Source organism: Neptunicoccus sediminis (assembly GCF_001719615.1).
GTDB lineage: Bacteria > Pseudomonadota > Alphaproteobacteria > Rhodobacterales > Rhodobacteraceae > Amylibacter > Amylibacter sediminis.
On sequence record NZ_MDVX01000011.1, the window covers coordinates 242,971 to 267,386 of the forward strand.

Below are 24,416 nucleotides of genomic sequence, written 5' to 3' on the forward strand. Positions count from 1 at the left end.
AGCTAAAGCTCGGTTTTCCACGGGGCATCTGCACCGGCGCGGGACACGACGATACCCGCTACATGTGCGCCAAGCGACAGTGCCTCTTTCAACTGCTGTTCGCTCAGCGATGTAATCGCCTTTTTGGTTAACGCACCCGCGCCTGCCAATGATGCCAGCACACCGGCGTTGAAGCTGTCTCCGGCGCCGACGGTGTCCACAACTTCGACATTCTGCGCCGGAACGCTGACCTGCGTGCCGCGCGCATGAAAGCCTGTTGCCCCGTCACGACCTTTCGTCAGAATCACCAATTGCGGCCCCTCTGCCAAAAGCGTTGCGGCTTTTTCCTCAGCGGGTTGTGGGCCTGCGATAAGCCAGTCCAAATCCTCGTCAGAGATTTTGACAATATCCGCCAACGCGATCATCTGCTTTAATCGCGCACGGTAAGCAGGCGCATCAGTTATGAAATTCACCCTGATGTTGGGATCAATCATCACCACGCGCCCGTTCCCTTGGGTCGTTAGGAGCGTCTCATAGGTTTGTGCACAGGGCATAGAGGCAAGGCTGATCCCGCCAAAGAACAATGCGTCGATTATGTCGGGCAATTGCGGCAGGTCTTGGGGGACGATCATCCGGCCAGCGGAATTTTCGTCAAAGAAATCATACTTCGCCTGACCGTCTTGCAATTGCACAAAGGCCAGCGTTGTCGGGCGGCCCGAGACGATGGCGTGCTCGGCGTTCACCTTGCTTTGTGCCAACGCACGCTGTAATTCCGCGCCGAAAAAATCCGAGGACAAGCCGGACAAGAAGCCAACATCAACACCAAGACGCCCCAAGGCAATGGCGGTGTTAAACACTGCGCCCCCTGTGTGGGGCACAAATCCCTGCCGTCCCTTGGCCGTTGGTTCGGGGATCATGTCAATCAGTGCTTCGCCGCAACACAGGATCATGAGGACAGATACTCTTGCAGGGTGTTTTCCAGACCCTTTGTCTCAACCCTCTCAAGCCATTTACAGAATGACGCTGCAAAGCGCGGGTTATTCCCGAGATTGCCGTAGTATCGGGTCATCTCCAGCCAGCGTTGCGGCCGGTTCGATGCCTCTTGTGCGGCTTGTATCAGGTCATCCCAATGAGGATCGTTCGGCGCTATGGTGCTACCGTCCTCGCGCTGGCCCTGACAATACCGCGCCCAGATCGCACTGACGAGCGCGAGGCCCTCTACCGGTGCGCCGTTGTCCAACCCGTCACGGATGGAGGGAACGATAAAACCGGGTTGGCGGCTTGAACCGTCAAAGGCAACGCGGCGGGTGGTGTCGAAGATTTCGCTGTTGGAAAAACGTGCGGTAATCAGATCCAGATAGGCCAGCGGCGTCATGTCCGGAACAGGGGCCACATGGGGCGCAATTTCCTCGGTCTCCACCTTGCGCATCAGGCCATGCAGCAGCGGGTGGGCCATCGTCTCGGCTATGGTTTCCAGCCCGATCAGATCACCCGCTGCGGCGATGATTTGATGTCCGCCGTTCAACATGCGGATTTTCATCGACTCGTAAATCTCCACATCGCCGGTCAGAACCGCGCCAGCGGCTTCCCAACTAGGGCGGCCGGCGCAAAAGTCGTCTTCAATGACCCACTGGCGGAAATTCTCGTGGGTGACGGGGGCGTTATCGGCAATTCCGAAAGCAGCGGCGAGGGAGATTTCCTTGGGTCCGGTGGCCGGAACGATGCAATCCACCATGGAATTTGGGAAGCTGCAATTCTCTTCGATCCAACTGGCAAGGTCAGGGTCGGAGAGGCGCGCAAGCGATGTGACCGTCTGGCGCAATACCGCGCCGTTGCCTTGCAGGTTATCACAGCTCATGCAGGTGAAAGGTCCGATACCGGAGTCGCGCCGTTGCTTTAGTGCAGCAATCATCGCGCCAAATGCCGTGCGCGGTAGGTCGGGGTGGGCAGCATCATGGCGGATGTCGGGATGGGCGGCATCAAACCCGCCGGTGGCCGCATCTATGTAATAGCCGCCTTCGGTCACAGTCAGCGAAACAACGCGGATCTGGGGCTTCGTCATAAACGTAATCAGCGCCGTGTTCGCGGGCTCAACCGGCAGATAGTCGATCATCGAACCGCAGACTTCGGCAGAGGTGCCAGAGGGATCGAGCGTTATCAGTGTTGTCAGACAGTCCTGCGCCAGCAGTTTTTCCCGTTGCAGCCCGTCGGAGGGACGTACGCCTGCGCCGACGATGGCCCAATCGTGATTTTTGCCCGCGTCAAACAGCCGGTGGGTGTACCAAGCCTGATGGGCGCGGTGAAAATTGCCCAGCCCGATATGAACGATCCCCGCCGTCAGCGCAGACCGGTCATAGCGGGGCGTGCGGATGTCACCGGCCAACTGGCCAAGTGATCCATCTGACAGGGGTACAAGCGGTGTCATGGTCGATTGCCTTGTTGCGGCGGGGCCATCGGGCGCCGCCGAACCGCCAGAGCGGTCAGTCTCGTCTTGGAAGTCCATCGTGTCATTCCACGCGCAGGCCGCTGGCGTCAAAGCGGTGGATCTGGTCTTGCCGCGGGGTGAGGTGAATGGTGTCGCCGTGCCGGAAGCCCACTTCGCCGGTGGCCCGCACTGTAATGGTTTCGGCCAGTCCGGTGTCATGGATGTGGAAGAATGTGTCAGAACCCAGATGTTCGGCCACGGCCACTCTGCCCTGCCACTGCCCGCCACTGTCGGTCACGTCGATATGTTCGGGACGAATACCGATGCTATGGGCGTTGTGTTTGGCAGCTTCCGGTCCTTCGATCAGGTTCATTTTCGGAGACCCGATGAAACCTGCCACAAAGCTGTTGCGCGGTTTGTGGTAAAGCTCCAGCGGGCTGCCGACCTGCTCGATATGTCCGGCCCGCAGAACCACGATCTTGTCGGCCATTGTCATGGCTTCTACCTGATCGTGGGTCACGTAAATCATGGTTGTTTCCAACCGTTTGTGCAGTTCGCTGATTTCCAGCCGCATGCCGACCCGCAGGGCCGCATCAAGGTTCGATAGGGGTTCGTCAAACAAAAACGCCTCCGGTTCACGCACAATGGCCCGCCCGATTGCAACCCGCTGGCGCTGGCCACCGGACAGTTGGCCGGGACGCCGCTCCAGATAGTCGGTCAGGTTCAGCGCAGCCGCCGCCTGTTCGATGCGGCGGTCCTGTTCGGCCTTGTCAACACCGGCCATTCGCATGGGAAAGGCAATGTTCTTGCGCACGCTCATATGGGGATAAAGCGCATAAGACTGGAAAACCATCGCCAGCCCGCGTTTGGCGGGGGGAACGTGGGTGGCATCCTCTCCGTCGATTTTCAACGTGCCCGAGCTCATGTCTTCCAGACCGGCGATCAACCGCAGCAGGGTGGATTTCCCGCAACCTGAGGGGCCGACAAAGACCGTGAACTCTCCGTCTTCAATCGTCAGATCAAGCGGCGGGATGACTTCGACATCTCCGAAGGTCTTGCTCACTTTTTCGAGAATAATCTGTCCCATGTGTAACTTCCTTATTTAACCGCGCCGAAGGTCAGGCCACGGACAAGCTGTTTCTGGCTGAACCAGCCGAGGATCAAAATCGGTGCAATCGCCATTGTCGAAGCTGCCGAGAGTTTGGCGTAGAACAAGCCTTCAGGGCTGGAGTAGCTGGCAATAAACGCGGTGAGCGGGGCCGCTTTGGCGGCGGTCAGGTTGAGGGTCCAGAAAGCCTCGTTCCATGCAAGGATGAAGTTCAACAGCAGGGTAGAGGCAATGCCCGGAACCGCCATCGGTGTCAGCACATAGAGGATTTCCGATTTCAGCGTCGCCCCGTCCATCCGCGCCGCTTCGAGGATCTCGCCCGGAATTTCGCGGAAGTAAGTGTAAAGCATCCAGACGATGATCGGCAGGTTGATCAGCATGATGACGATGGTCAGACCGATGCGGTTGTCCAGCAGGCCCAGTTTGATGAACATCAGGTAGATCGGGTAAAGCACGCCCACTGCCGGCAGCATCTTTGTGGACAACATCCACAACAGAATGTCTTTGGTGCGGCGCGATGGAACGAAGGCCATCGACCACGCCGCAGGGATTGCAACGATCAGACCCAGAAGCGTAGAGCCGCCAGCGATGAAGATCGAATTCCACAGGAAGCGGGCATAGTTGGAACGCTCCAACACCACTTCGTAATTTTCCAGCGTCCAGTCAAAAGCAAGGAAAACCGGAGGATCGGCAATCGCTGTCGCTTCGGTTTTGAAGCTGGTCAGGATTGTCCAGAGGATCGGGAAGAAGATCAGGAACCCGATGCTCCAAGCGGCGGCGGTATTGATGATCTTGCGTTGTGTTGTGACGCTGCGAGCCATGTTCAGTTCCTCCTCAGGCGTCCAGATTCTTGCCAACAATGCGCATCAGGAAGACGGCCATGATGTTTGCAAGGATGACGGCATAGATGCCACCGGCAGAGCCAAGACCGATGTTCTGGCTTTCCAGTACGCGTTGATAGATCAGATAGGTCAGTGTGCGGGTGCCGAAGCTGCCTTGGGTGGTCACAAAGATTTCGGCAAAGATCGACAGCAGGAAAATGGTCTGGATCAGCACAACGATCGTGATTGCCCGGGACAGGTGGGGCAGGGTGATATAGCCAAAGCGGGACAGGGGCGGGGCTCCGTCCATTTCGGCGGCTTCCAGTTGCTCGCTGTCAAGGGACTGGATCGCGGTCAGCAGGATCAGCGTTGCGAAGGGCAGCCACTGCCACGATACGATCATCACGATAGAGCCGAGCGACGCCTGACTGAGCCACTCTACCGGCGTCAGTCCGAAGGCCTGCCACAGATGGGCAAACAACCCGTTCACCGGGTCCATAAACATGTTCTTCCAGACCAATGCGCTTACCGTGGGCATCACAAAGAAGGGCGCAATGACAAGGATGCGGACAATACCCTGTCCCCACATCGGCTGGTCCAGCAGGATGGCAAGCAACACGCCGAAAACGACGGTGATGAACAGGACGCCCAGAACAATCACCAGTGTTGCTGTGACGGAGGGCCAGAAGGCGCTGGAGGTGACAAAGCGGATGTAGTTGTCAAAACCGACCCATCCGAGGTCTCCGCCCCGCATTGGCAGGTATTTCTTGAAAGAGAAAAACAACGTCATTGTCAGCGGGACCAGCATCCAGCCCAAAAGCAGGATCACTGCGGGGGCCATCATCATGCGGGCAGCGGATCGGGAATGTTGGGTCGCCATGACATATCTCCTCGCGCAGAAAGGGGCGCGGCTGTTTGCACGGGATCCGTGCAGTTGTTCTTGTCTGTCAGGAAAGGATATAACACAGCCCGGGGCCCTGGTGTCCCGGGGATTGCCCCCGGGCTGTGTGGAGGATTAGTAGCCTGCGGCTTCCATTTCTTCAGCGGTCAGGGACTGGGCCTTTGCCAGCGCGTCTTCCACGGATTGCTGGCCTGCCAGCGCTGCGGAAAATTCCTGTCCCACCTGTGTTGCGATACCGGCAAATTCGGGAATGGCAACAAACTGGACGCCTGTGTAGGGAACCGGATCAACAGTCGGGTTGGTTGGGTCGGCAGAGTTGATGGAGTTCAGCGTCATCTCTGCGAAAGGAACCTTCTTGTATTCCTCGTTTTCATAGAGGGATGTCCGCGTGCCCGGAGGAACGTTCGCCCAGCCTTCGTTTTCGGCAACCAGAGCGGTGTACTCTTTGGAGGTGGCCCATGCGACGAATTTCTTGGCTTCGTCTGTTGCATCGGAACCGGCAGGGATCGCCAGCGACCACGCCCAGAGCCAGTTGCCCCGTTTGCCAAGACCGTTATCCGGTGCCAGTGCAAAGCCGACGTGTTCGGCCACGGTGGAATCTGTCGGGTTGGTGACGAAAGACGCTGCAACGGTTGCGTCAATCCACATGCCGCATTTGCCTTGCTGGAACAGGGACAGGTTTTCGTTAAACCCGTTTGTAGAAGCACCCGGAGGACCGTAGTTGTTCATCAGGTCCATATAGGTGTTCAACGTTGCCGCCCATTCTTCGGTGTCGAACTGGGGTTTCCAGTCTTCGTCAAACCAACGTGCGCCATAGCTGTTTGCCATTGCAGAGAGGAACGCCATGTTCTCACCCCAGCCGGCCTTGCCGCGCAGACAGATACCGTAGATGCCTTTTTCCTTATCGGTCATGGCTTCGGCAGCTTTGGCGATTTCGTCCCATGTCGGGGCTTCGGGCATTTCCATTCCCGCATCGGCCATCAGGTCTTTGCGGTACATCACCATAGAGCTTTCGCCGTAGAATGGTGCTGCGTAGAGTTCACCGTCAACGGTCAGGCCGCCGCGGATCGCGGGCAGAATGTCATCCTTGTCCCATTCCGCTGGCAGGTCGTTCAGCGACACCAGCCAGTCCTGCGCGCCCCAGATCGGCACTTCGTATGTGCCGATGGTCATCACGTCGAACTGACCGCCCTTGGCAGCGATGTCCTGTGTAACACGCTGGCGCAGAACGTTTTCTTCCAATGTAACCCATTCCAGCTTGATGTCAGGGTTCTTGGCTGTGAAGTCTTCGGTCAGACCCTGCATGCGGATCATGTCGCCGTTGTTTACGGTCGCGATGGTGATTGTGGTTTCCGCAAATGCAGCATTGGCTGCAAGGATCGCAGCAATGCTCGTGAAGCGTAGTGGCATAGTCAAATTCATCCCTAGTCCTCCCTTGGTGAATCAGATGCTGCGATCACCCTAGAGTAAATCTTATCGCGGTGTCAATTGTATTTTTACGCGCGTAAAATTATGCACTCAGGCGGAGGACCGCATGATCAAACGACCCTCGTAAAGCGTGGCCTCCCGGTCCCGCTTGGTGCGCCCGTGTTCGATCAGGTCAACCAGCGTATCCACACTGCGTTCTGTTATGGCGTCATAGTCCTGCGAAATCGTCGTCAGCGACGGACAGGTGTAGCGGGCGAAGGGGTGATCGTCGTGGCCTGCAATCCGAAGCGTGCAGTCCGGTGTAATGCCGACCTTGATCTCCAACTCGTATGCCGCAGCCATCAGGCCGATGGCCAGACGGTCGTTGCTGCACAAAATCGTCCGGCTCGGCAGATCACCCGACCCGAGCAGCTTTAGCCCGCCTTTGTAACCGATGTCTTCAAACTCCCAATCCTCCCCCTCGACGCGGATGATATGGGGGGTATGGCCGAGCTCTTCCATCGCTTGCGTATAGGCCGCGCGGCGCTTGTTTGCGTTCGGGTTGACCGGCGGCATCTCGAAAAAACAGGGCGGCTCTCCGGTGCGGCAGAGATACTCCACCATCAAAGGCACGGACTGAAAATTGTTGGACCCGATAAAGGTCGCGCCGATGCCTTCGAGATTGCTATCCACCAGAACGGTCGGGATTTCCTTGCAAAAGGCTTCCAGTTTCTTCTTGTGGGTCGCCCGTCCAATCGGTGCCATCAAAACACCCGCAGGGCGCATGGAGCGCAGAATCTCAAGGATCTCCACTTCATGATCGGGGCTACCGTGAGAGCTGAAGGTTGAGGGGGAGAACCCCGCCTCGATACAGCACCGCTCCAGCTTGCGGGCCACTTCGGAAAAGAACGGATCGGCCACATAGGGCACGACGATGCCGATATTTTTGGTGATCCGGCGGTTCTGGTTTACCGCGTAAAGATTGGGGCGGAAGTCATATTTTTTCAGCGCTGTCTCAATTTTCTGGCGGGTAGACGCACGCACGCTGGTCGGCTCGTTAAAGTACTTTGAGACTGTCGGACGGGACACGCCGCAGATGGCGGAGAATTCTTCCATGTTCCGTATTTTATGTCCAACCATCGGGTGTCCTTGATAAAGCTACACTGCTGCAAAATGAAATTTTCCGCGCGGAAAGTTATACTGTGTTACAATCACGCTGTGGTCAACAGAGCAAGACAGTAAATGCAAATACCAGCGCGGGAATTTGCAGATAGTTTTCGCGTATAGAGGGAATTATCAACCAGAGGTAGATTAATCCGACAACGGCAGGCGCCGCTCTATGATTCGCGACAGAATGCTGGCGCCGACCGGAAGAATATCATCATCCAGCGTATAGGCGGGGTTGTGCACAGACACGGTTCCGCTGTGCCCAAGCGTACAATAAGCCCCCGGCACCACCTTTAGCATATCTGCAAAATCCTCGCTGCCTGTGCGCAATTCGTCGGATCGTTCGATCAGATCGCGGCCGACGATTTCAGCGGCGGCGTCCAGCATCGCTTCGGAGAGATCCGCATCATTCATCAGCACGTCAAACACGTTCCAGATCTTCACGTCTATCTCAATCCCGTGGGCCTGCGCCATGCCCGTACAAATTTCGCTGATCCGCTGCTCTACCAGATCGCGTACCTCATCGTGAAAGTAGCGAACCGTTCCGGTCAGTGTGGCAGAGGCTGGCACGACATTATAGGCGTTGCCCGAATTGAAGGTCGTCACCGACAGCACAGCAGGTTTGGTCGGGGCAACGTTGCGGCTGACGATAGATTGCAGTTCCCCCACCAGTGACGCGGCAATGACAATAGTATCCCGTCCCGCATGCGGCATGGCAGCGTGGCTGCCGATGCCGTTCACCGTGATGTCAAAGAAACTGGCCCCTGCCATCGCTGCGCCGGGTTTCACGCTGACGTGGTTGGGCCGACCATTGGGATTGTTGTGCATCCCGTAGATTTCATCGCAGGGAAACTTCTCAAACAGGCCATCAGCAATCATCGTGCGGGCGCCGCCCAATCCTTCTTCGGCGGGTTGAAACACCAGCACGGCCGTGCCGTCGAAATCACGGGTCTGCGCCAGATATTTCGCAGCCCCCAGCAGCATTGTAGTGTGGCTGTCGTGGCCACAAGCATGCATCACCCCCGGCGTTTTGGAGGCATACGGCAGGTTGGTGGTTTCATGGATCGGCAGCGCGTCCATATCGGCCCGTAACCCGATGCGTTTGGGGCCTTTTCCCTTGCCGTGGATCAGACCGACAACGCCGGTGGTGGCCAGTCCGCTATGGACTTCATCCACGCCGTATTCTTTCAACAGGTTTTGCACGATCCCACTGGTGCGGTGTTCTTGAAAGCCAAGCTCGGGGTGGGCGTGAAGGTCGCGCCGGATTTCGGTCAGGGTCTCGGCGTGGTCGGCAATCCGGGGCAATACGGGCATGGTCTGGTCCTTGCTGGTTTGGTGCACTTTAATCCGCGCACCACAGGTTGACCAGAGAAGAGCCGACAGGAATGGAAACACCCCTTACAGGTCACAGGGACGGCAGCAATAGGTTCGGATGCTCTGCGGCCAGTTGCCTGCCGATAATCTCTGCGGTTGAACGCAAGCGGTCCAAATGCGCTGCCACGACACGATCCGTTTCATACTGCTCGGCCAGCCACACCAGACTGACGGCGCCAACGGTTTCAGCGCCGGACCGTATCGCAACGCTGATCGCCGTTGGCACACCGCCGTAATCCACCGCGCGACCCCAATACCCTTTTTCCCGCGCTGCGAACCCTGTCTTACGGATGCTGTCAACTTTGGCTGGATATTCAAGTGCTGCGGTCCGGTCCGACCCTGTCAGTGTGGCCATTAACCTTGTGGTACACCGGTTGCGGGTTTCTTCGTTTAGCGAGGCCAGAAAAACGCAGCCAAGGGCCGAGCGGAACGGAGAGGGGCGATAGCCGATACAGTCAGGAAAAATCCCGTGCAGCGAAAACTGGCGGGTGGTGTCCACGATCTCCAGTCGTCCGTCCCCGATTGAAGCGGCCAGATCAACCCCGAGACCCGTTGTGTTGGACAGTTCGACAATGGGACTGCTGCCGGATTCCACAAGTGCGTCAATCAGCACGGGTGCGGCCTGCATGCGGGGAAAGCGCGGCCCCATACGGTAGCGTTTGTCGTTGCGGCTTTGGGACAGCCAGCGGCGTGCAACCAGCGTTCCACAAATCCGCAGCACGGTCGGTTTGGGCAATCCGGTCTGCGCCGCCAGAAACGCCAGAGAGCAAACGCCGATTTCCGACACCACTTCGAGAATTTCCATACTGCGCTCAACCGAGCGGTTTGATTTCGTCATTTCCGTTCCACCTAGTGAAACGCAGTCTCGACTATAAACTTTGGTATGTCTAGTTAGTCGCAGAAGAATCACCGTATCCTGCAGAGATGTGCGACCGGAGATGATCATGGAGGAGAACTAACGGATGGACCAAAACCTGCTTTCCCGATCCATAAACGGTGTGAGCCTGGCACTATCTGCCCTCATCATTGCCGTTGTGTTTTACGTTTCGGTTTTCGGCGTTTTTAGCGAATCCTATCTTCGCGTCGGTATGCTGCTGGTGGCCGGACTGCTGGTTCTGATGTTCCATTTCAGCGAGAGTCCGAAGATCTTTGACAAACTGGTCGCGGTGGTGACTGCGGGTTTTCTGGGGATTGCGGTCTGGCAATATTTCAAAGCCGCTGCCGAGATTGAAACGGGCCTTTACTTTCTGACAAATGCCGACATCTGGCTTGGCTGGCTCGGGCTGATCGCAGTGATCGAACTGACCCGCCGATCTGTTGGGATGGTGATGGCGAGCGTGGCTGCTATCGTGCTGATTTACGGGGCTTTAGGCCAACATGCACCCGGTTTCATGCGTCACGCTGGGATCACCTCGGAAGAGTTGATACAGGTGCTGTGGTATTCTTTTGACGGTGTGTTCGGGCGACCGATGGCCACGGTGGTTTCGACGATTCTGATCTTCATTATTTTCGGCGCGGTGTTGGAGTTTCTGACCATCGACAAAGTGTTGGTAAAGCTGGCTCTGGCCGCGACGGGGCGGGTGCGCTCCGGTCCGGCGGCTGCGGCGACGGTGGCCAGCGGGTTGTTTGGAACAATTTCGGGCAGTGCGGTGGCCAATGTTGTGGGCACGGGTGTCATCACCATTCCGCTGATCAAGAAACGCGGTTTCAAAGCCCATTTTGCCGGCGCGGTTGAGGCTGCGGCCTCTAGTGGCGGGCAGATCACGCCGCCGATCATGGGCGCAGTGGCCTTTATTATGGCGGATGTGACAGGCCAGCCCTATTTGACGATTTGCGCCGCAGCGACTGTCCCTGCGATCCTGTATTACGCGGGTCTGTTCATGTCGATTTCAAGCGCGGCACGGGATATGGACCTAGAGGTCGCCCCCCCTGAGAAAATCCGCTTCAACTGGCGTGAAGTTGCGCAGATCATTGTTTTCATGCTCTCGCTCACGGCGATTGTTGTGGCGATGGTGGGCGGTGCGTCTCCGGCCTATTCCGGCTTTATCGGTGTTGCTTTTGCTGTGGTCTTCGGCTTTGCCCTGCGCCCCGGCCTGCTGGCGGATTTGCAGTCCTGGGTTCGGTTTATCCGGTCTGCAGGGATGATTTCGGCGCAACTGGTGGTGATTGTGGGTGCGGTTGGCATTATTATCGGCATCCTGAACCTTACCGGCGTTGGCCTGCGGTTTGCGTCTCTTGTGGCAAGCTATGCCGACGGGCAGTTGCTGGTTTCGCTGCTGTTGATGGCGCTGGCCTGTCTGTTTCTCGGTATGGGGATGCCAACGGTTCCGGCCTATCTGATCATTGTGCTGGTGATGGGGCCTGCATTGCAGCGTCTTGGCGTGCCGATCATTCACACCCATATGTTCGTGCTATATTTCGGTGTGCTATCCGCCGTGACCCCGCCGGTTGCGCTGGCCGCATTTGCGGCGGCCCCGATCGCCCGCTCCGGTGCCATGCGCACAGCGGTTGAGGCATCCCGACTTGCCTTGCCGGGGTTCGTCATCCCCTTCGCCTTCATCTACCAGCCTGCCATGCTGCTTGGCACCGGCTACAGCTTGCTGGAATCTGCGCAGTCCATCCTGTTTGTCGGCTTTGCCGTGCTGCTGATTTCGCGGGCCTGTTATCCGGCCCGTGGCAAGAAACGCTATGCCCCACTGGGACTGGGCATTGCGGTGGCGCTTTTGTTCTTTGGGCCAACCGTGTCCTGGATCGCAGTCGCAGCTGGCGTTGCGCTTTGGTCTGTATCGCGGTTCGGCGCTGTACTTACCCCTGAAAATTCACACACCTGAGGAGGAATTTGAATGACTGAAACAACACTGACCCGTCGCGGCCTGCTGGCCGGAACTGCCGGCGTTGCGGCGCTGGCTGCGCTGCCGAAAGGCGCCTTCGCCAAGGAGTTGCTGCGCATGTCCACGCTTGGGCCGGGCACCAGTCCGAACCTTGTGATGACCACATTTGCCAATGTGGTGAACAAATCCCTGCCGGATTATGAAATTCAGCTGAACGCCACAGGCGCAGCTACCCGTCACGTGCTTGAAGTGGCAATGGGGCGCAGCGATTTTTGCATGTCCTCTCCGGCCATTCACGCGCTGATGCGCAACAAGGCGGCGATGTATGCGAAAATCGATCAAGCGCCTGAGCTGGTAAAGAAACTGCGCACTGTGTTGAACTTCCCGATGGGGGTTTACCACATCGCGGTTTACGGCGATTCCGGCATCACCTCGCTGGATCAGATCAAAGGCAAGCGTGTCTTCCTTGGACCACCGGGCGGTGCGGCCTATGCAACCATGTCGCGTCTGTTCAAGGCTGTGACAGGTCTGGAAGAGGGCACGGATTATGAAGCGGTAAAACTCGGCTGGGACGCAGCAACCGCAGCATTTCAGGACGGGAACCTTGATGTCTACTGTAACCCGACCAACGCGCCGAGCCCTGCGCTGACGCAAATCGCTGTAACCAACAAGATCCGGTTCCTTGGCATTCCGGCAGACAAGCTGGAAACCGAAGCGGTTCAGAAACTGGTGGGTCGTCCGGGCTTTAGCGCGGCAACCCTGCCTGCGGGCGTTTACGGCGACAACCAGCAGAATGAATCCGATGTGACCACGCTTGGCGTGACTGTGGCGATCGTCACAAACGAGCAAGCGGATGAAGCTATGGTCTATGAGATGACCAAAGCCTTCTACGCCGGTGTTGCAGCTGAATCCGACACCTCTCCGTGGTTGCGTGCGGTCACACCCCAAGGTGCGGTGCAGGACATCAACCTGCCCCTGCATCCAGGCAGCTTGCGCGCATTGACGGAACTGGGCATCGAAATTCCCGATGCTGCCAAAGGCTGATAAAGCCCGATGAAACAGGCCGGAGCTCCGAATGCTCCGGCCAGATCACACATAAAGACCGGACCAAAAAGGCCGGCGTCAGAAGACCGAGGGATCGTCATGGCTAAAAACGTGCTTTTCATTATGTGCGACCAACTTCGCTGGGATTATCTGTCCTGCGCCGGACATCCCCATCTGCACACCCCCCATATTGACGCGCTGGCCAAACGGGGCGTTCGCTTTGATCGCGCTTATGTGCAATCCACCATCTGCGGTCCCTCGCGGATGTCGTTTTATACCGGACGCTATGTCAGCTCTCACGGGTCGACGTGGAATAACATTCCGCTCAAAGTCGGGGAGATGACACTGGGCGACCATCTGCGCCCCCTTGGCGTGCGCACAGCACTTTGCGGCAAAACGCATATGTCAGCGGATGTGGAAGGGATGAAACGTCTCGGCCTTGCACCGGACAGTGAAATCGGCGCACTGGTGGCAGAATGCGGATTTGAGCCATACGAGCGGGACGACGGTCTGCACCCGAGTGCTCGCAAACGCAAGCGTAACGAAAATTACGCGGAGTATATGAAGGAAAAAGGCTGGGACGACGAGAACCCTTGGGAGACTGTCGCCAACAGCGGTGAAGACGAAGAGGGCAACCTGCTGAGCGGCTGGTTCCTCGACAATTCGGACAAGGCGGCGCGGGCGGCTGAAGAAGACTCCGAGACACCCTATATCACCCGCCGCGCGATGGATTTCATCCGCGAGGCCGGCGATACCCCGTGGTGCCTGCACCTGAGCTATATCAAACCCCACTGGCCCTATATCGTGCCCGAACCCTATCACGATATGTACGGACCGCAGACCCATATGCCGGTTCTGCGCGATGCTGCTGAACAGGACGATCCGCATCCGGTTTTCGGTGCGTTCATGGAAGAGCGCGTTTCAAAAGTCTTCACCAATGACACCACCCGCGCCAAGGTCATTGGTGCCTATATGGGGTTGATCAAACAGATCGACGACCAGATGGGAGAGCTGATGCGCTTTCTCGACGAACAGGGGATCACGGATGAAACGATGATCATCTTTACCTCTGATCACGGTGATTATCTGGGCGATCACTGGATGGGCGAAAAGGAGCTGTTCCACGATCCGTCCGCGCGGATTCCGCTGATCGTGGTCGATCCGTCACCCCAAGCGGATCAGACACGGGGCACGGTCAGCACTGCACTGGTCGAGGCAATCGACGTGGTGCCAACGATCCTCGATTACTATGACGGACCGGAGCTTGGCCATATCATCGAAGGCAAATCCCTGCGTCCGCTGCTACACGGAGAGGCTCACGCGCTGCGGGAGTTTGTGATTTCCGAATACGACTATTCCTTCCGCCGCGCCCGCCGTAATCTGGGTGTCGACGTGAAGGATGCCAACCTGACGATGTTGTTTGACGGGCGCTGGAAATATATCTTTTCCGAAGGTTTCCGCCCGATGTTGTTTGATCTTCAGGAAGACCCGAACGAATTTTTCGATCTGGGCGGCGATCCGGCCTATGACACGGAATGCGCCCGCCTGAATGGGCTGTTGTTCCAGTGGAACCGGCGCATCAGCCAGCGCACAACCATGTCCCACGCCGAAATCGAAAAACGCGGTGTTTATTTGAGCGAGGCAAAGGCAGGCGTTATTATCGGTTTTGCAACGCAAGAGGATTTGAACGACGCCCTGTCGCGCATTGACGAGCCGGAGGAATAATCCGGCCCGTCCGTCCGGTTCAGGACAGCGCACCCACAAGTTGACGCGCGGCGTCCGGCACAGCTTTGGCGGCCTGCGTTATCTCAAGCGCCTCTAGCGCTACCACCCCGATTGAAAACTCCAGTCCTGTCAGCCCTGCATCCTGCAACTGAACCGGACTGGACACACCCACCGCCCCTTTGTGCAACTGTCCCTTGGTCACGCTATACCCATTGGCACGGCAAAAGCGGATGTCTTCGGAATCCTGTGGAGTTTCGGGGCGGGCGGCCAGTATCGCGATGCCCGCAGCACCGCGGTCAATCGGGTGGCGGGTGCCAAGTTTGTAATGAATGTTAAACACAGCGTCCCGCGGCTCGGCTGTCATGACAACCACGCAGGTATCCCCTTCGGCCATAGACAAAAACGCGGTCGCTCCGGTGGCCTGTGCCAGTGTTTCAAGCACGGGACGGGCCAGCATCTGGATACTGTCCGAAGAGCGTGCGCCAAGCTGATAGGCACCCACACCCATCACAATCCGCCCGTCCTCCAGTCGGCGCACCATTGTCTGATCCACCAGTGTCGCAACGATGCGGTAGGCCGTAGGGCGGTTCAGCCCGAGTTGCTCTGCCAGTTCGTTGATCCGGATACCTTCGGGGCTTTGCGAGACGAGACGCAGCAGGGCGATTCCCCGCTCCAGCGTTTGTAATTTGCCAGTGGACATGGGTGTGTTGCAATCCTTGGTTAAGCCGTCGGTGGCGAAGAACTATATTAAGGCGTCATTGTCCAGACGACAAGATCATGTTGCACTATATGTAACATCTTTTTCACTATTTGCTATTGATCCCCTTGCGCCGCTCGTTTATTTCGTTCCCACCCGAAGGGGAAGAGGAGGCGCAACAATGACCAACACAGCTAAACCAGTCGCGGCAGGCTGCCCGTTTTCCGGTGCTGCAAAGCAAGAAACCTGCCCGATGGGTGATCCTGCCGAGCTTGCCCGCTCCTTTAACCCGTTTGAGGGGGCCTATCAGGTTGACCCCGCCGAAGCGCTGCGCTGGTCGCGGGACCAGCTTCCGGTCTTTTATGCGCCCGAACTCGGCTATTGGGTGGTCAGCCGCTACGATGACATCAAAACCGTATTCCGCGACCCGATCCTGTTTTCGCCGAAAAACGTGCTGGAAAAGATTACGCCTGCCACACCGGAGGCGATGGAAGTTCTGCAAAGCTACAATTACGGAATGAACAAAACGCTGGTGAATGAGGATGAACCCGCCCACATGGAGCGGCGCCGCGTGCTTTTGGATCATTTCGTTCCGGCAGAGCTAGAAAAGCACAAGGATATGGTGCGCCGCCTGACCCGCGAAAAGATCGACGCCTTTATCGACGAAGGGCGCAGCAATCTTGTAGAGTCGATGCTCTACGAGGTGCCGCTGCTGGTAGCGCTGCATTTCCTTGGTGTCCCCGAGGACGAGATCGAGACGCTTAAATCCTTCTCTCTCGCCCATTCGGTGAACACTTGGGGCAAGCCTACAGATGAAAAGCAGATCGAAGTTGCCCATGATGTTGGCCGGTTCTGGCAATATGCAGGGCAGGTGATCGAAAAGATGCGGGCCGAACCGGATGGCACAGGCTGGATGCACCACACCATCCGCATGAACGCGGAAATGCCCGAGGTGGTGACAGACAGCTACGTTCATTCGATGATGATGGCGATCATTGTCGCCGCCCATGAAACCACCTCTCTGGCCTCGGCCAATATGTTCAAGACCCTGCTGACCCACCGCGAGGCATGGAATGACATTTGTGCTGACCCCTCCCTGATTCCCAATGCCGTAGAAGAATGCCTGCGCTATGCGGGGTCTATTGTTGCATGGCGCAGACAGACGAGCACGCCGACCACACTTGGCGGGGTTGATTTGCCCGAAGGCGCGAAACTGCTGGTGGTGCAGGCATCGGGTAATCAGGACGAACGCCACTTTGAGGACGGAGACACCTTTGACATCTACCGCGACAATGCGGTGGATCATCTGACCTTCGGCTATGGGGCGCATCAGTGTATGGGCAAGAATATCGGGCGAATGGAAATGCGGATCTTCCTTGAGGAAATGACCCGCCGTCTGCCCCATCTGCAACTGTCAGAGCAGTCTTTCAGCTATCTGCCGAATACCTCTTTCCGTGGACCGGATGAATTGTGGGTGGAATGGGATCCTGCGCAAAACCCCGAACGGCAGGACCGTTCTGTTCTTGAGACGCGGCGCGACTTTACTGTTGGCGCACCGGCGCGGCGGGATATTGCCCGAAAAGTGCGTGTGGCCGAGGTCCGGCAAGAGGCAGAGGGCATTCTGGGTCTGACGCTAGAGGACGCCCAAGGGCGCCCCTTGCCCAAGTGGAGCGCTGGCGCCCATATCGAACTGTGCGTCGGTGAATTCGATCGCAAATACTCCCTCTGCGGCAATCCTGACAGCGACAGCTATCAGGTGGCCATCCTTCGCGAAGATGCGGGGCGGGGCGGTTCCAGCCATATCCATAAGACGCTGAAAGCGGGCGATGAGATAAAACTGCGCGGACCGTCCAATCTGTTCCGCCTTGACCCGGATGCGGCCCATTACGTGCTGGTGGCCGGTGGCATCGGGATCACCCCGATCCTTGCTATGGCCGACCGTCTGAAAGCCGAAGGCCGCAGCTATGAGCTGCATTATGCAGGCCGTGCATCATCCACCATGGCGTTTACTGCGCGGTTGCAGGCGGATCACGGCGCGGCGCTGACGTTGTATTGTGATGGTGAAAACACCTTTATGGACCTGCCCGCGATGGTGGCAGGACTGGGAGAAGGCGCACAAATCTATGCCTGCGGTCCGCAGGGCCTGTTGCGTGCTCTGGAGGATCTGACAGCGGGTTTGCCCGAAGGCACCTTCCACTTTGAGCATTTCAGCACCTCCAACGCGGGACTGGACCCCGACAAAGAAAGCGCCTTTTCGGTGGAGCTGGTGGACTCCGGTCTAAAGCTGGAGGTTGCCAATGATACGACGCTGCTTGATACTCTCTTGGCGGCGGGCATCGACATTGCCTGTGACTGTCGCGAGGGGCTTTGCGGCTCTTGCGAGGTTGCGGTGCTGGAAGGCGACATCGACCACCGCGATATGGTGTTGACACGAACCGAGCGGAGCGAGAATAAGCGGATTATGACATGTTGTTCTCGCGCGAAGGGTAGCAAGCTAAAGCTCGCCCTGTAATTTTAAAGACTTGTAACAACGACCCACCGACAATAGGGAGGAACTGAAATTGTCACTCAAAAAAACATTACTCGCCGGACTGGCGCTTGCGACAGTCACTGCAACAACCGCGCAGGCGGAAACCACGCTGAAAATCAGCCACTATCTTCCGGCTGTTCACGGGCTCCACACTGACTTTATCAAACCTTGGACCGAGCAGGTCACGGAATGCACAAACGGCGAAGTGCAGTTTGAAATCTTCCCCGCCGGTACGCAGATGGGCCATGTGGCCCGCCAGCAGGAACAGGTCATGGCCGGTGTGGTTGACATCGCCCACGGTCTGCACGGCATACCGCGCGGCCGCTTTCCGCGCACGTCCCTGATCGACATGCCGTTCCTGACCGATGATGCGGCTGCTGCCAGCTATGCGCTTTGGGAACTGTTTCCTGAATATCTGGCCGAAGAATATCGCGGTCTGAAGGTTCTTGCCCTGCACGCCCATAACGGCGGCTTGCTGCACACCAACAAGAAAAAAGTCGAAACTATGGAAGACATGGCCGGTCTGCGCATCCGCACACCAAGCCCTGCGGTATCTGCCATGCTGTCCCATCTGGGGGCCGATCCGCAAGGTCTGCCGCCTGGTGAAGTTTACGAGAGCCTGCAAAAAGGGGTGATCGACGGGACAGTATTCCCTTGGGATCCGGTGAAAAGTTTCGGTCTGAACGAGGTGCTGAACTACCACCTTGATCTTGGCGCTTATACGGTGTCGTTCTTCTACGTGATGAACCAGCGCTCCTATGACAAGCTGAGCAGCGAAGCACAGTCCTGTATCGACCAGCATTCCGGTGCCGATCTGGTTGCAAAATTCGGTGACTGGTGGGATGCCTGGGACGTGCCGGGCCGTCAGGACGCGATTGATGCAGGTCATGAAATCACCGAATTGTCGGACGAGGAACGGGCCAAATGGCGGGAAGCTCTGAAGCCGATGATGGAAGAGTATCTGCAATCCGTCAAAGACGCCGGTGTTGAAAATGCCGATGAAATCTATCAAGCGATGCAAGACAAAATCGCAGAATTTCAGGCGAAAAAAGCGGAGTGATCCGCAAACCGTAAAACCTTTGCCAGCGCGATCCTGTCGCGCTGGCTGTTTCCTTGAAAGGGGTGGCTTTTGGACCTTGTGAAAACCGCAGCCCGCCGGCTGATTGATGGACTCGCCGTTCTTGGCGTTCTGGCCTATGGCATCGCAGCCCTTGTGACAGTGGCAGATGTACTCGGGCGACGGTTCGGTTTTCCGATCACAGGCGTTGTGGATCTGGTACAGCTTTTCGTGGTCACGGGCGCATGGCTGGTGATGCCTTTCGCCTTTGCGACTGCCACCCATGTCAGTGTCGATCTGCTTTTGACCAACGCCCCCCGTTTCATACAACTGCCCCTCGCTTTTATGTCGGCGGTGCTGGCCTTTGGATTGGTGGCGTTGATGTTGTGGCAGGGCTATCTGACCTTTGAAACCCGCACCATGTTCGGGGACCGATCCCAGCAGTTGGGCATCCCGATTGCGTGGTACTGGTATCCGCTGCTGCTTGGGCTGGCAGTGTCGCTGCTCGCAATTCCGCTTTCCCTTTTCACCAACACCGCACCGGAGACCCCAGATGAGTGATGCAGTTCTCGGCCTGATCGGTTTTGCCGCGGCTTTGGGGTTGATCGCCCTTGGCACACCTGTTGCCGTGGCGATGGGGGTGATTGGCGGTGTCGGTTACTGGTATCTGAACGGCTGGATGGGCGCGGCCTATATCCTCGGGTCTTCGCCGTTTGAATCGATTTTTCCTTATTCCTTTTCCGTCATACCGCTGTTTGTGATGATGGGGGTGTTTGCCTCCCACGCGGGTCTGTCCCGCTCCCTGTTTGATGTGATCAATTCATTCATCGGCCACCGCAAAGGCGGACTGGCCGTCACCACCGTCGGGGCCAGCGCGTTTTTCGGGGCGATTTGTGGATCGTCGCTGGCAACTGTTGCCACCATTGGCCGCGTTGCCCTGCCAGAGATGAAACGACACGGCTATGATCCATCTCTGTCAACGGCCACTGTAGCGGCGGGGGGCACACTCGGGGTGTTGATCCCGCCCTCGGTGCTGCTGGTGATTTACGGTCTGCTGACACAAAGCTCCATCGGACAGTTGTTTATCGGCGCTCTTATTCCGGGCCTGCTGGGGGCCTTGCTCTATGCCGGAGCCATTCTGGTACGGGTGCGGTTCAACCCTGAAATCGCCCCCGCCGCCGAACGGACAAGCTGGCCGGACCGCATCCGGTTTCTTGGCAAGGTCTGGCAGGTGGTCCTGTTGTTCGCGCTGGTGATCGGCGGGATTTACCTTGGCTGGTTTTCCCCGACAGAGGCCGCCGCCGTTGGCGCGGTGGGTGCCTTTGTGCTGGCACTGTTTTCCGGCGAACTGACCTTTGATGCGATGCGTGCCTCGGTGTTTGAAACAGCCGGCCTGACGGGGATGATCTTTTTCATCCTGATTGGTGCTTCGCTGTTCAACTTTTTCCTTGAAAACACCGGCCTGCCGCAGATGCTGATCGAGATGATCCACACCTCCGGTTTGGGACCTTATCAGGTGATGATCCTGATCCTTGTGTTCTATGTAATCTTGGGCTGTTTCATGGATGCGATGTCCATGATCCTGCTGACGGTGCCGCTGCTGGCACCTGTGGCGCTGGAACTGGATTTCAATCTTGTCTGGTTCGGGATCATTGTGGTGACGGTTGCGGAAATCGGTCTGATTACCCCGCCCATCGGCATGAACCTGTTTGTGGCACAGGCCGCGGCGGGGAATATTCCGCTTGGCACGATCATCAAGGGGATTTTCCCGTTTATCCTTGCGGATTTCCTGCGTCTCGGACTGCTGGTTGCCTTCCCTGCACTTGTGCTCTGGCTGCCCGGTATGGCGTTTTAGCGCGGTTTCTGACCCGAAACCTGCGCTTGGATGAACCCGCAAGGGTCAGGCCGGATTGACGCCAACAGGCAGTTTGCAGTCGCAAAAGTTTCAGGAACTATCGTGCTTTTGCACCATGCTCGGGATCAGGGCAGGGAGCGGAGGCGCCGGTGGAACAGCATTTCAGAGACAACCGCAAGATCGACCCGTCGCGCGGCGCCCTACTCGGGGATAATACCCCGAATGATGCGAACCGCGTTGAAATTGGCCCGACCCCACTGGCCTATCGGGAATGGGAGTCCGCCGGACTGCTGCTGCCAGATCTGCAGGCGATGCGGCGATACCGCTGGGAACGTTTGACCCGTTTCATCAATGATCGCGATTACGCCGGATTGCTGGTCTTTGATCCGCTCAACATCCGCTACGCCACCGACAGCACCAATATGCAGCTTTGGAACACCCACAATCCGTTTCGTGCGGTGCTGCTCTGTGCCGACGGATATATGGTAATTTGGGACTACAAGAACTCCCCGTTTCTTAGCGCGTTCAATCCGCTTGTGAAGGAGCGTCGCAGCGGTGCGGATCTGTTCTATTTCGACCGCGGTGACAAGGTGGATGTGGCCGCCGATGTCTTTGCAAACGAGGTGCGCATTCTCTTGGCAGAACATGCGCCCCAGAACCGGCGGCTGGCGGTGGATAAGATCATGTTGCATGGTCTTCGTGCGCTTGAGGCCCAGCAGATTGAGGTCCTTCCCGGTGAGGAACTAACCGAAAAGAGCCGCGCTGTGAAAGGCCCGGACGAGATTAGGGCGATGCGCTGTGCCAGCCACGCCTGCGAGACTGCGGTGAATGCGATGGAACAGGCCGCCCGTGCGGGCGTTCCGCGCGGGGATATGTCAGAGGATGATATCTGGTCCGTGCTGCACGCACAGAACATCCGGCGCGGCGGCGAATGGATTGAAACGCGGTTGTTGACCTCCGGCCCGCGCACCAATCCTTGGTTTCAGGAATGCGGCGGGCGGATCGTGCAGAACAACGAAATTGTCGCCTTTGATACTGACCTGATCGGAAGCTACGGGATCTGCGTGGACATCAGCCGGACCTGGTGGATCGGGGATGCAAAACCGCGCCCTGACATGGTTTCAGCGATGCAACACGGGATGGAGCATATCCGCGCAAATATGGCGCTGCTGGGGCCGGGGGTGCCGATTTCGCAGATTATCGCGCAGTCGCACCGGCTTGACCCGCAGTACCAAGCGGGCAAATACGGTTGTCTGATGCACGGGGTGGGGCTGTGTGACGAATGGCCCTTGATCGCCTATCCGGACCGCGCCGTTGCGGGTGCCTTTGACTATGTTCTTGAGCCGGGTATGACCCTCTGCGTTGAGGCGCTGATTAGCCCCGAGGCCGGGGATTTTTCCATCAAGCTGGAAGATCAGGTGCTTATAACAGAGGACGGGTTTGAGAACCTGACAACCTATCCGTTCGACCCCGTACTTGCAGGCACGGACCCGTCCTAAGCTTTCTGCGATCCGGTCATCTGCGCCATGAAGCGGGCCATTGTCGCCGCGTCAGGGGTGCAGCCGGACTCCACCCATTTCAACAGGACGCTTACAATGGCACCGGCGTAAAACGATGGCAGGAACTGCTGTAACTCCGCTGTGCCACAGGGCGGGGGGGCAGCGGGCAAGGCATCGCGCAGGGCAATAATCTGGTCCTGAAACGACCCGAGCGCAGTTTTGCCCGCTTCCCCGCTTAGGATGGCGTGGGCGATATGGGGCAGGGAGGCCACCTGCTCAAACGCGAAAAGATGCACTTTGTAGGACCACTCCTGGGGGGACAGGTTCTCGGCATTTGCAGCGGCCCATTCCATTTGTCCCGACAAAACAGCGTTCAAACGCAGTTCGAGCATTGCGCCGATACTGTCAAAATGCCGGTAGAAGGTCTGCCGCCCGATCCGCGCACGCCGCGCAAGATCGCTGACGCTGATGTCGCGGAACGGTTTCTCGGCGAGCAATTCGTCAAGCGCCCCGAGCAGGGCATCCTGAGTGCGTTGTTGGCGTGGGTCGATCCTGTTTCTCCGTGATCAAATACTTGTGTTGAGCTCTACTTACGGAACACTTGATCCATAAGTCAAATCCGGTATATGGCACGGAGGATCCATCGGCGGGATAATGCGCGAAGGTGGCACCGCTGCAACGGATCGGCTTTGCGAAAGGACTGGGAATGACCGCTTATTCTGGACTCCACAGGAGTCAGGCAATCCGCAAAAACTGTGGCGGATTTACCTAAGCTATGTTTCATTAGGGTCTCTTAAGGGGTGCCTGCCCATCTGTAGAGCGCCCGAACCGGACCAAACCGGCATATTGCTCTGGACATGGCCCGAAAGACCGATTGCAGAATTCCTCTCGACGTGCTGTGTCAGCGGCACGTGTCAAACACTTAGATTCTAGGACTACGAAATGAAATCCTTTGCCAACTGCGGGACACTCGCCGCGATACTGCTGTCTCTTTGCGGAACTGTCTCGATAGCGCAGGACGAAGTGGTCCGGATTGCCAAAACCATGACGGTCAGCGCCGATCACGAAGGCCAGACGCGCCAGTTTTTCGGTCATGTGGTGGCGAAAGAAACCGTTGATCTGGCCTTTCAGGTGGACGGACAGATTGTGGAATTTCCCGTGATCGAAGGGGGCACCGTCGCACAAGGGGAAACCATTGCCCGTGTGGATGTGGAACCCTACGAACTGGCGCTTGATCAGGCGCAGGTGCAATACGATCAGGCAGTGCGCACCTATGAGCGGTTGAAGAAACTGCAAGGCGGCGCGGTCAGTCAGGTCAGCGTGGATGACGCGGATACCCAGTTGCAGATCACCTCGATCGCCCTGCGCGATGCGCAGCGGTCCTTGCGCAATACGACGCTGGTGTCTCCGTTTGACGGGCTGGTCGCATCCCGCAACGTGGCAAAATTTGCAACCGTCGCGGCCGGAACGCCGGTGGTGCGCTTGCATGATATGTCCGATCTGCGGATTGAAATCGACGTGCCCGAAGTGCTGTTCCAGCACGCCGGAAAAGAGGAAGACATCAAACTGATGGCCCAATTCCCCTCTGGCACAACACAATACGAACTGGCCGTGCGCGAATTTAAGGCGGAAACCGCCGATATTGGCCAGACCTATCAGATTACCCTTGGCATGGCACCGCCAGAGGATCTGCTGGTGCTGCCCGGGGCCTCTGTAACGGTCTACGCGACGATCCCGACCGCGGACCAAGCGCCTGTCATCCCCAGCTCTGCTGTCATAACTGATGCGGCGGGCAATCCGGCGGTGATGGTGTTCACGGCGCAGGAAGGTGACATCGGCACGGTGCAAAATGTCCCCGTCACCATTACGCCCGGCGCCAGAGGCGAGGTTATTGTAACCTCTGGCCTGACCGAGGGACAGGAAATCGTTGCAAGCGGTGCCAACCAGCTTGCGGACGGTGAACGGGTCCGCCGCTTCACCGGCTTTGCAAGATAGG

The 24,416-nt window shown here is 57.6% G+C and carries 20 protein-coding genes; 9 read left to right on the forward strand and 11 right to left on the reverse strand.

Translation table 11 applies throughout. The features are described 5' to 3' along the window. Nucleotides 1–2: 2 nt before the first annotated feature. The 9 genes from BFV97_RS12275 to BFV97_RS12315 all read right to left on the reverse strand — a co-directional run bounded on the left by BFV97_RS12275 (nucleotide 3) and on the right by BFV97_RS12315 (nucleotide 10,020). On the reverse strand, nucleotides 3–929 hold the full coding sequence (locus BFV97_RS12275; RefSeq protein WP_069300652.1) for a carbohydrate kinase family protein: 927 nt from the start codon (nucleotides 927–929) through the stop codon (nucleotides 3–5). Continuing rightward, nucleotides 926–2,404 carry a mannitol dehydrogenase family protein gene (locus tag BFV97_RS12280; protein WP_069300653.1) on the reverse strand — a complete coding sequence of 493 codons (1,479 nt, stop codon included), beginning with the start codon at nucleotides 2,402–2,404 and terminating at the stop codon, nucleotides 926–928. Before BFV97_RS12280 ends, BFV97_RS12275 begins: the two co-directional genes overlap by 4 nt. An 82-nt stretch (nucleotides 2,405–2,486) precedes the next feature. Further along, nucleotides 2,487–3,491 (reverse strand): ABC transporter ATP-binding protein, encoded by a 1,005-nt coding sequence (locus tag BFV97_RS12285; protein ID WP_069300654.1) that lies wholly within the window; start codon nucleotides 3,489–3,491, stop codon nucleotides 2,487–2,489. An 11-nt stretch (nucleotides 3,492–3,502) separates the two neighbouring features. Further along, nucleotides 3,503–4,333 (reverse strand): carbohydrate ABC transporter permease, encoded by an 831-nt coding sequence (locus tag BFV97_RS12290; protein WP_069300655.1) that lies wholly within the window; start codon nucleotides 4,331–4,333, stop codon nucleotides 3,503–3,505. A gap of 13 nt (nucleotides 4,334–4,346) precedes the next feature. Beyond that, entirely contained in the window at nucleotides 4,347–5,213 is an 867-nt protein-coding gene (locus tag BFV97_RS12295; RefSeq protein WP_069300656.1) for a carbohydrate ABC transporter permease, read from the reverse strand. Nucleotides 5,214–5,348: 135 nt separating this feature from the next. Further along, nucleotides 5,349–6,644, reverse strand: coding sequence for an ABC transporter substrate-binding protein (locus tag BFV97_RS12300; RefSeq protein WP_216635960.1), 1,296 nt, complete (start codon nucleotides 6,642–6,644; stop codon nucleotides 5,349–5,351). 108 nt (nucleotides 6,645–6,752) lie between these two features. Beyond that, nucleotides 6,753–7,781 (reverse strand): LacI family DNA-binding transcriptional regulator, encoded by a 1,029-nt coding sequence (locus tag BFV97_RS12305; RefSeq protein WP_069300658.1) that lies wholly within the window; start codon nucleotides 7,779–7,781, stop codon nucleotides 6,753–6,755. A 171-nt stretch (nucleotides 7,782–7,952) separates the two neighbouring features. Beyond that, nucleotides 7,953–9,122 carry a M20 aminoacylase family protein gene (locus BFV97_RS12310; protein WP_069300659.1) on the reverse strand — a complete coding sequence of 390 codons (1,170 nt, stop codon included), beginning with the start codon at nucleotides 9,120–9,122 and terminating at the stop codon, nucleotides 7,953–7,955. 91 nt (nucleotides 9,123–9,213) lie between these two features. After that, a complete protein-coding gene (locus tag BFV97_RS12315) occupies nucleotides 9,214–10,020 on the reverse strand; it encodes an IclR family transcriptional regulator (protein WP_069300660.1) in 807 nt (268 codons plus the stop codon). A 124-nt stretch (nucleotides 10,021–10,144) separates the two neighbouring features. Here BFV97_RS12315 and BFV97_RS12320 point away from each other — a divergent pair, with 124 nt between their 5' ends. The 3 genes from BFV97_RS12320 (at nucleotide 10,145) to BFV97_RS12330 (ending at nucleotide 14,782) form a co-directional block, all read left to right on the forward strand. Continuing rightward, nucleotides 10,145–12,013: a TRAP transporter permease gene (locus BFV97_RS12320; protein ID WP_069300661.1), complete on the forward strand. Its 1,869-nt coding sequence runs from the start codon at nucleotides 10,145–10,147 to the stop codon at nucleotides 12,011–12,013. A gap of 12 nt (nucleotides 12,014–12,025) precedes the next feature. Beyond that, on the forward strand, nucleotides 12,026–13,057 hold the full coding sequence (locus BFV97_RS12325) for a TAXI family TRAP transporter solute-binding subunit (RefSeq protein WP_069300662.1): 1,032 nt from the start codon (nucleotides 12,026–12,028) through the stop codon (nucleotides 13,055–13,057). Nucleotides 13,058–13,156: 99 nt separating this feature from the next. Next, complete coding sequence (locus tag BFV97_RS12330; RefSeq protein ID WP_069300663.1) at nucleotides 13,157–14,782, forward strand: alkaline phosphatase family protein; 1,626 nt, start codon at nucleotides 13,157–13,159, stop codon at nucleotides 14,780–14,782. Nucleotides 14,783–14,801: 19 nt separating this feature from the next. Here BFV97_RS12330 and BFV97_RS12335 read toward each other — a convergent pair whose 3' ends face one another. Then, nucleotides 14,802–15,482: an IclR family transcriptional regulator gene (locus tag BFV97_RS12335; RefSeq protein WP_069300664.1), complete on the reverse strand. Its 681-nt coding sequence runs from the start codon at nucleotides 15,480–15,482 to the stop codon at nucleotides 14,802–14,804. A gap of 178 nt (nucleotides 15,483–15,660) precedes the next feature. Between BFV97_RS12335 and BFV97_RS12340 the strand changes: the two genes are divergently transcribed. The 5 genes from BFV97_RS12340 (at nucleotide 15,661) to dddP (ending at nucleotide 22,420) form a co-directional block, all read left to right on the forward strand. Beyond that, on the forward strand, nucleotides 15,661–17,991 hold the full coding sequence (locus BFV97_RS12340; RefSeq protein ID WP_069300665.1) for a cytochrome P450/oxidoreductase: 2,331 nt from the start codon (nucleotides 15,661–15,663) through the stop codon (nucleotides 17,989–17,991). A gap of 49 nt (nucleotides 17,992–18,040) precedes the next feature. Beyond that, nucleotides 18,041–19,069 (forward strand): TRAP transporter substrate-binding protein, encoded by a 1,029-nt coding sequence (locus BFV97_RS12345; protein WP_069300666.1) that lies wholly within the window; start codon nucleotides 18,041–18,043, stop codon nucleotides 19,067–19,069. Nucleotides 19,070–19,147: 78 nt separating this feature from the next. Further along, nucleotides 19,148–19,627, forward strand: a complete 480-nt coding sequence (locus tag BFV97_RS12350; RefSeq protein WP_245667738.1) for a TRAP transporter small permease — start codon at nucleotides 19,148–19,150, stop codon at nucleotides 19,625–19,627. Further along, the gene (locus BFV97_RS12355; protein WP_069300668.1) at nucleotides 19,620–20,921 is read left to right on the forward strand and encodes a TRAP transporter large permease; all 1,302 of its coding nucleotides are present in this window, start codon (nucleotides 19,620–19,622) and stop codon (nucleotides 20,919–20,921) included. Before BFV97_RS12350 ends, BFV97_RS12355 begins: the two co-directional genes overlap by 8 nt. Nucleotides 20,922–21,070: 149 nt before the next feature. Then, nucleotides 21,071–22,420 (forward strand): dimethylsulfonioproprionate lyase DddP, encoded by a 1,350-nt coding sequence (dddP, locus tag BFV97_RS12360; protein WP_069300669.1) that lies wholly within the window; start codon nucleotides 21,071–21,073, stop codon nucleotides 22,418–22,420. Here the strand turns inward: dddP and BFV97_RS12365 are convergent. Next, nucleotides 22,417–22,971, reverse strand: a complete 555-nt coding sequence (locus BFV97_RS12365; protein WP_083225622.1) for a TetR family transcriptional regulator — start codon at nucleotides 22,969–22,971, stop codon at nucleotides 22,417–22,419. The genes dddP and BFV97_RS12365 overlap by 4 nt on opposite strands. Nucleotides 22,972–23,362: 391 nt before the next feature. Here BFV97_RS12365 and BFV97_RS12370 point away from each other — a divergent pair, with 391 nt between their 5' ends. Next, nucleotides 23,363–24,415, forward strand: a complete 1,053-nt coding sequence (locus BFV97_RS12370; RefSeq protein ID WP_069300671.1) for an efflux RND transporter periplasmic adaptor subunit — start codon at nucleotides 23,363–23,365, stop codon at nucleotides 24,413–24,415. The last annotated feature ends 1 nt before the right edge of the window (nucleotide 24,416 follow it).

Bases quoted from the DNA above. Each gene is read 5' to 3' on its own strand.
- BFV97_RS12275 (WP_069300652.1), bottom strand. From the start codon at position 929: ATGATCCTGTGTTGCGGCGAAGCACTGATTGACATGATCCCCGAACCA.
- BFV97_RS12280 (WP_069300653.1), bottom strand. From the start codon at position 2,404: ATGACACCGCTTGTACCCCTGTCAGATGGATCACTTGGCCAGTTGGCC.
- BFV97_RS12285 (WP_069300654.1), bottom strand. From the start codon at position 3,491: ATGGGACAGATTATTCTCGAAAAAGTGAGCAAGACCTTCGGAGATGTC.
- BFV97_RS12290 (WP_069300655.1), bottom strand. From the start codon at position 4,333: ATGGCTCGCAGCGTCACAACACAACGCAAGATCATCAATACCGCCGCC.
- BFV97_RS12295 (WP_069300656.1), bottom strand. From the start codon at position 5,213: ATGGCGACCCAACATTCCCGATCCGCTGCCCGCATGATGATGGCCCCC.
- BFV97_RS12300 (WP_216635960.1), bottom strand. From the start codon at position 6,644: ATGCCACTACGCTTCACGAGCATTGCTGCGATCCTTGCAGCCAATGCT.
- BFV97_RS12305 (WP_069300658.1), bottom strand. From the start codon at position 7,781: ATGGTTGGACATAAAATACGGAACATGGAAGAATTCTCCGCCATCTGC.
- BFV97_RS12310 (WP_069300659.1), bottom strand. From the start codon at position 9,122: ATGCCCGTATTGCCCCGGATTGCCGACCACGCCGAGACCCTGACCGAA.
- BFV97_RS12315 (WP_069300660.1), bottom strand. From the start codon at position 10,020: ATGACGAAATCAAACCGCTCGGTTGAGCGCAGTATGGAAATTCTCGAA.
- BFV97_RS12320 (WP_069300661.1), top strand. From the start codon at position 10,145: ATGGACCAAAACCTGCTTTCCCGATCCATAAACGGTGTGAGCCTGGCA.
- BFV97_RS12325 (WP_069300662.1), top strand. From the start codon at position 12,026: ATGACTGAAACAACACTGACCCGTCGCGGCCTGCTGGCCGGAACTGCC.
- BFV97_RS12330 (WP_069300663.1), top strand. From the start codon at position 13,157: ATGGCTAAAAACGTGCTTTTCATTATGTGCGACCAACTTCGCTGGGAT.
- BFV97_RS12335 (WP_069300664.1), bottom strand. From the start codon at position 15,482: ATGTCCACTGGCAAATTACAAACGCTGGAGCGGGGAATCGCCCTGCTG.
- BFV97_RS12340 (WP_069300665.1), top strand. From the start codon at position 15,661: ATGACCAACACAGCTAAACCAGTCGCGGCAGGCTGCCCGTTTTCCGGT.
- BFV97_RS12355 (WP_069300668.1), top strand. From the start codon at position 19,620: ATGAGTGATGCAGTTCTCGGCCTGATCGGTTTTGCCGCGGCTTTGGGG.
- BFV97_RS12370 (WP_069300671.1), top strand. From the start codon at position 23,363: ATGAAATCCTTTGCCAACTGCGGGACACTCGCCGCGATACTGCTGTCT.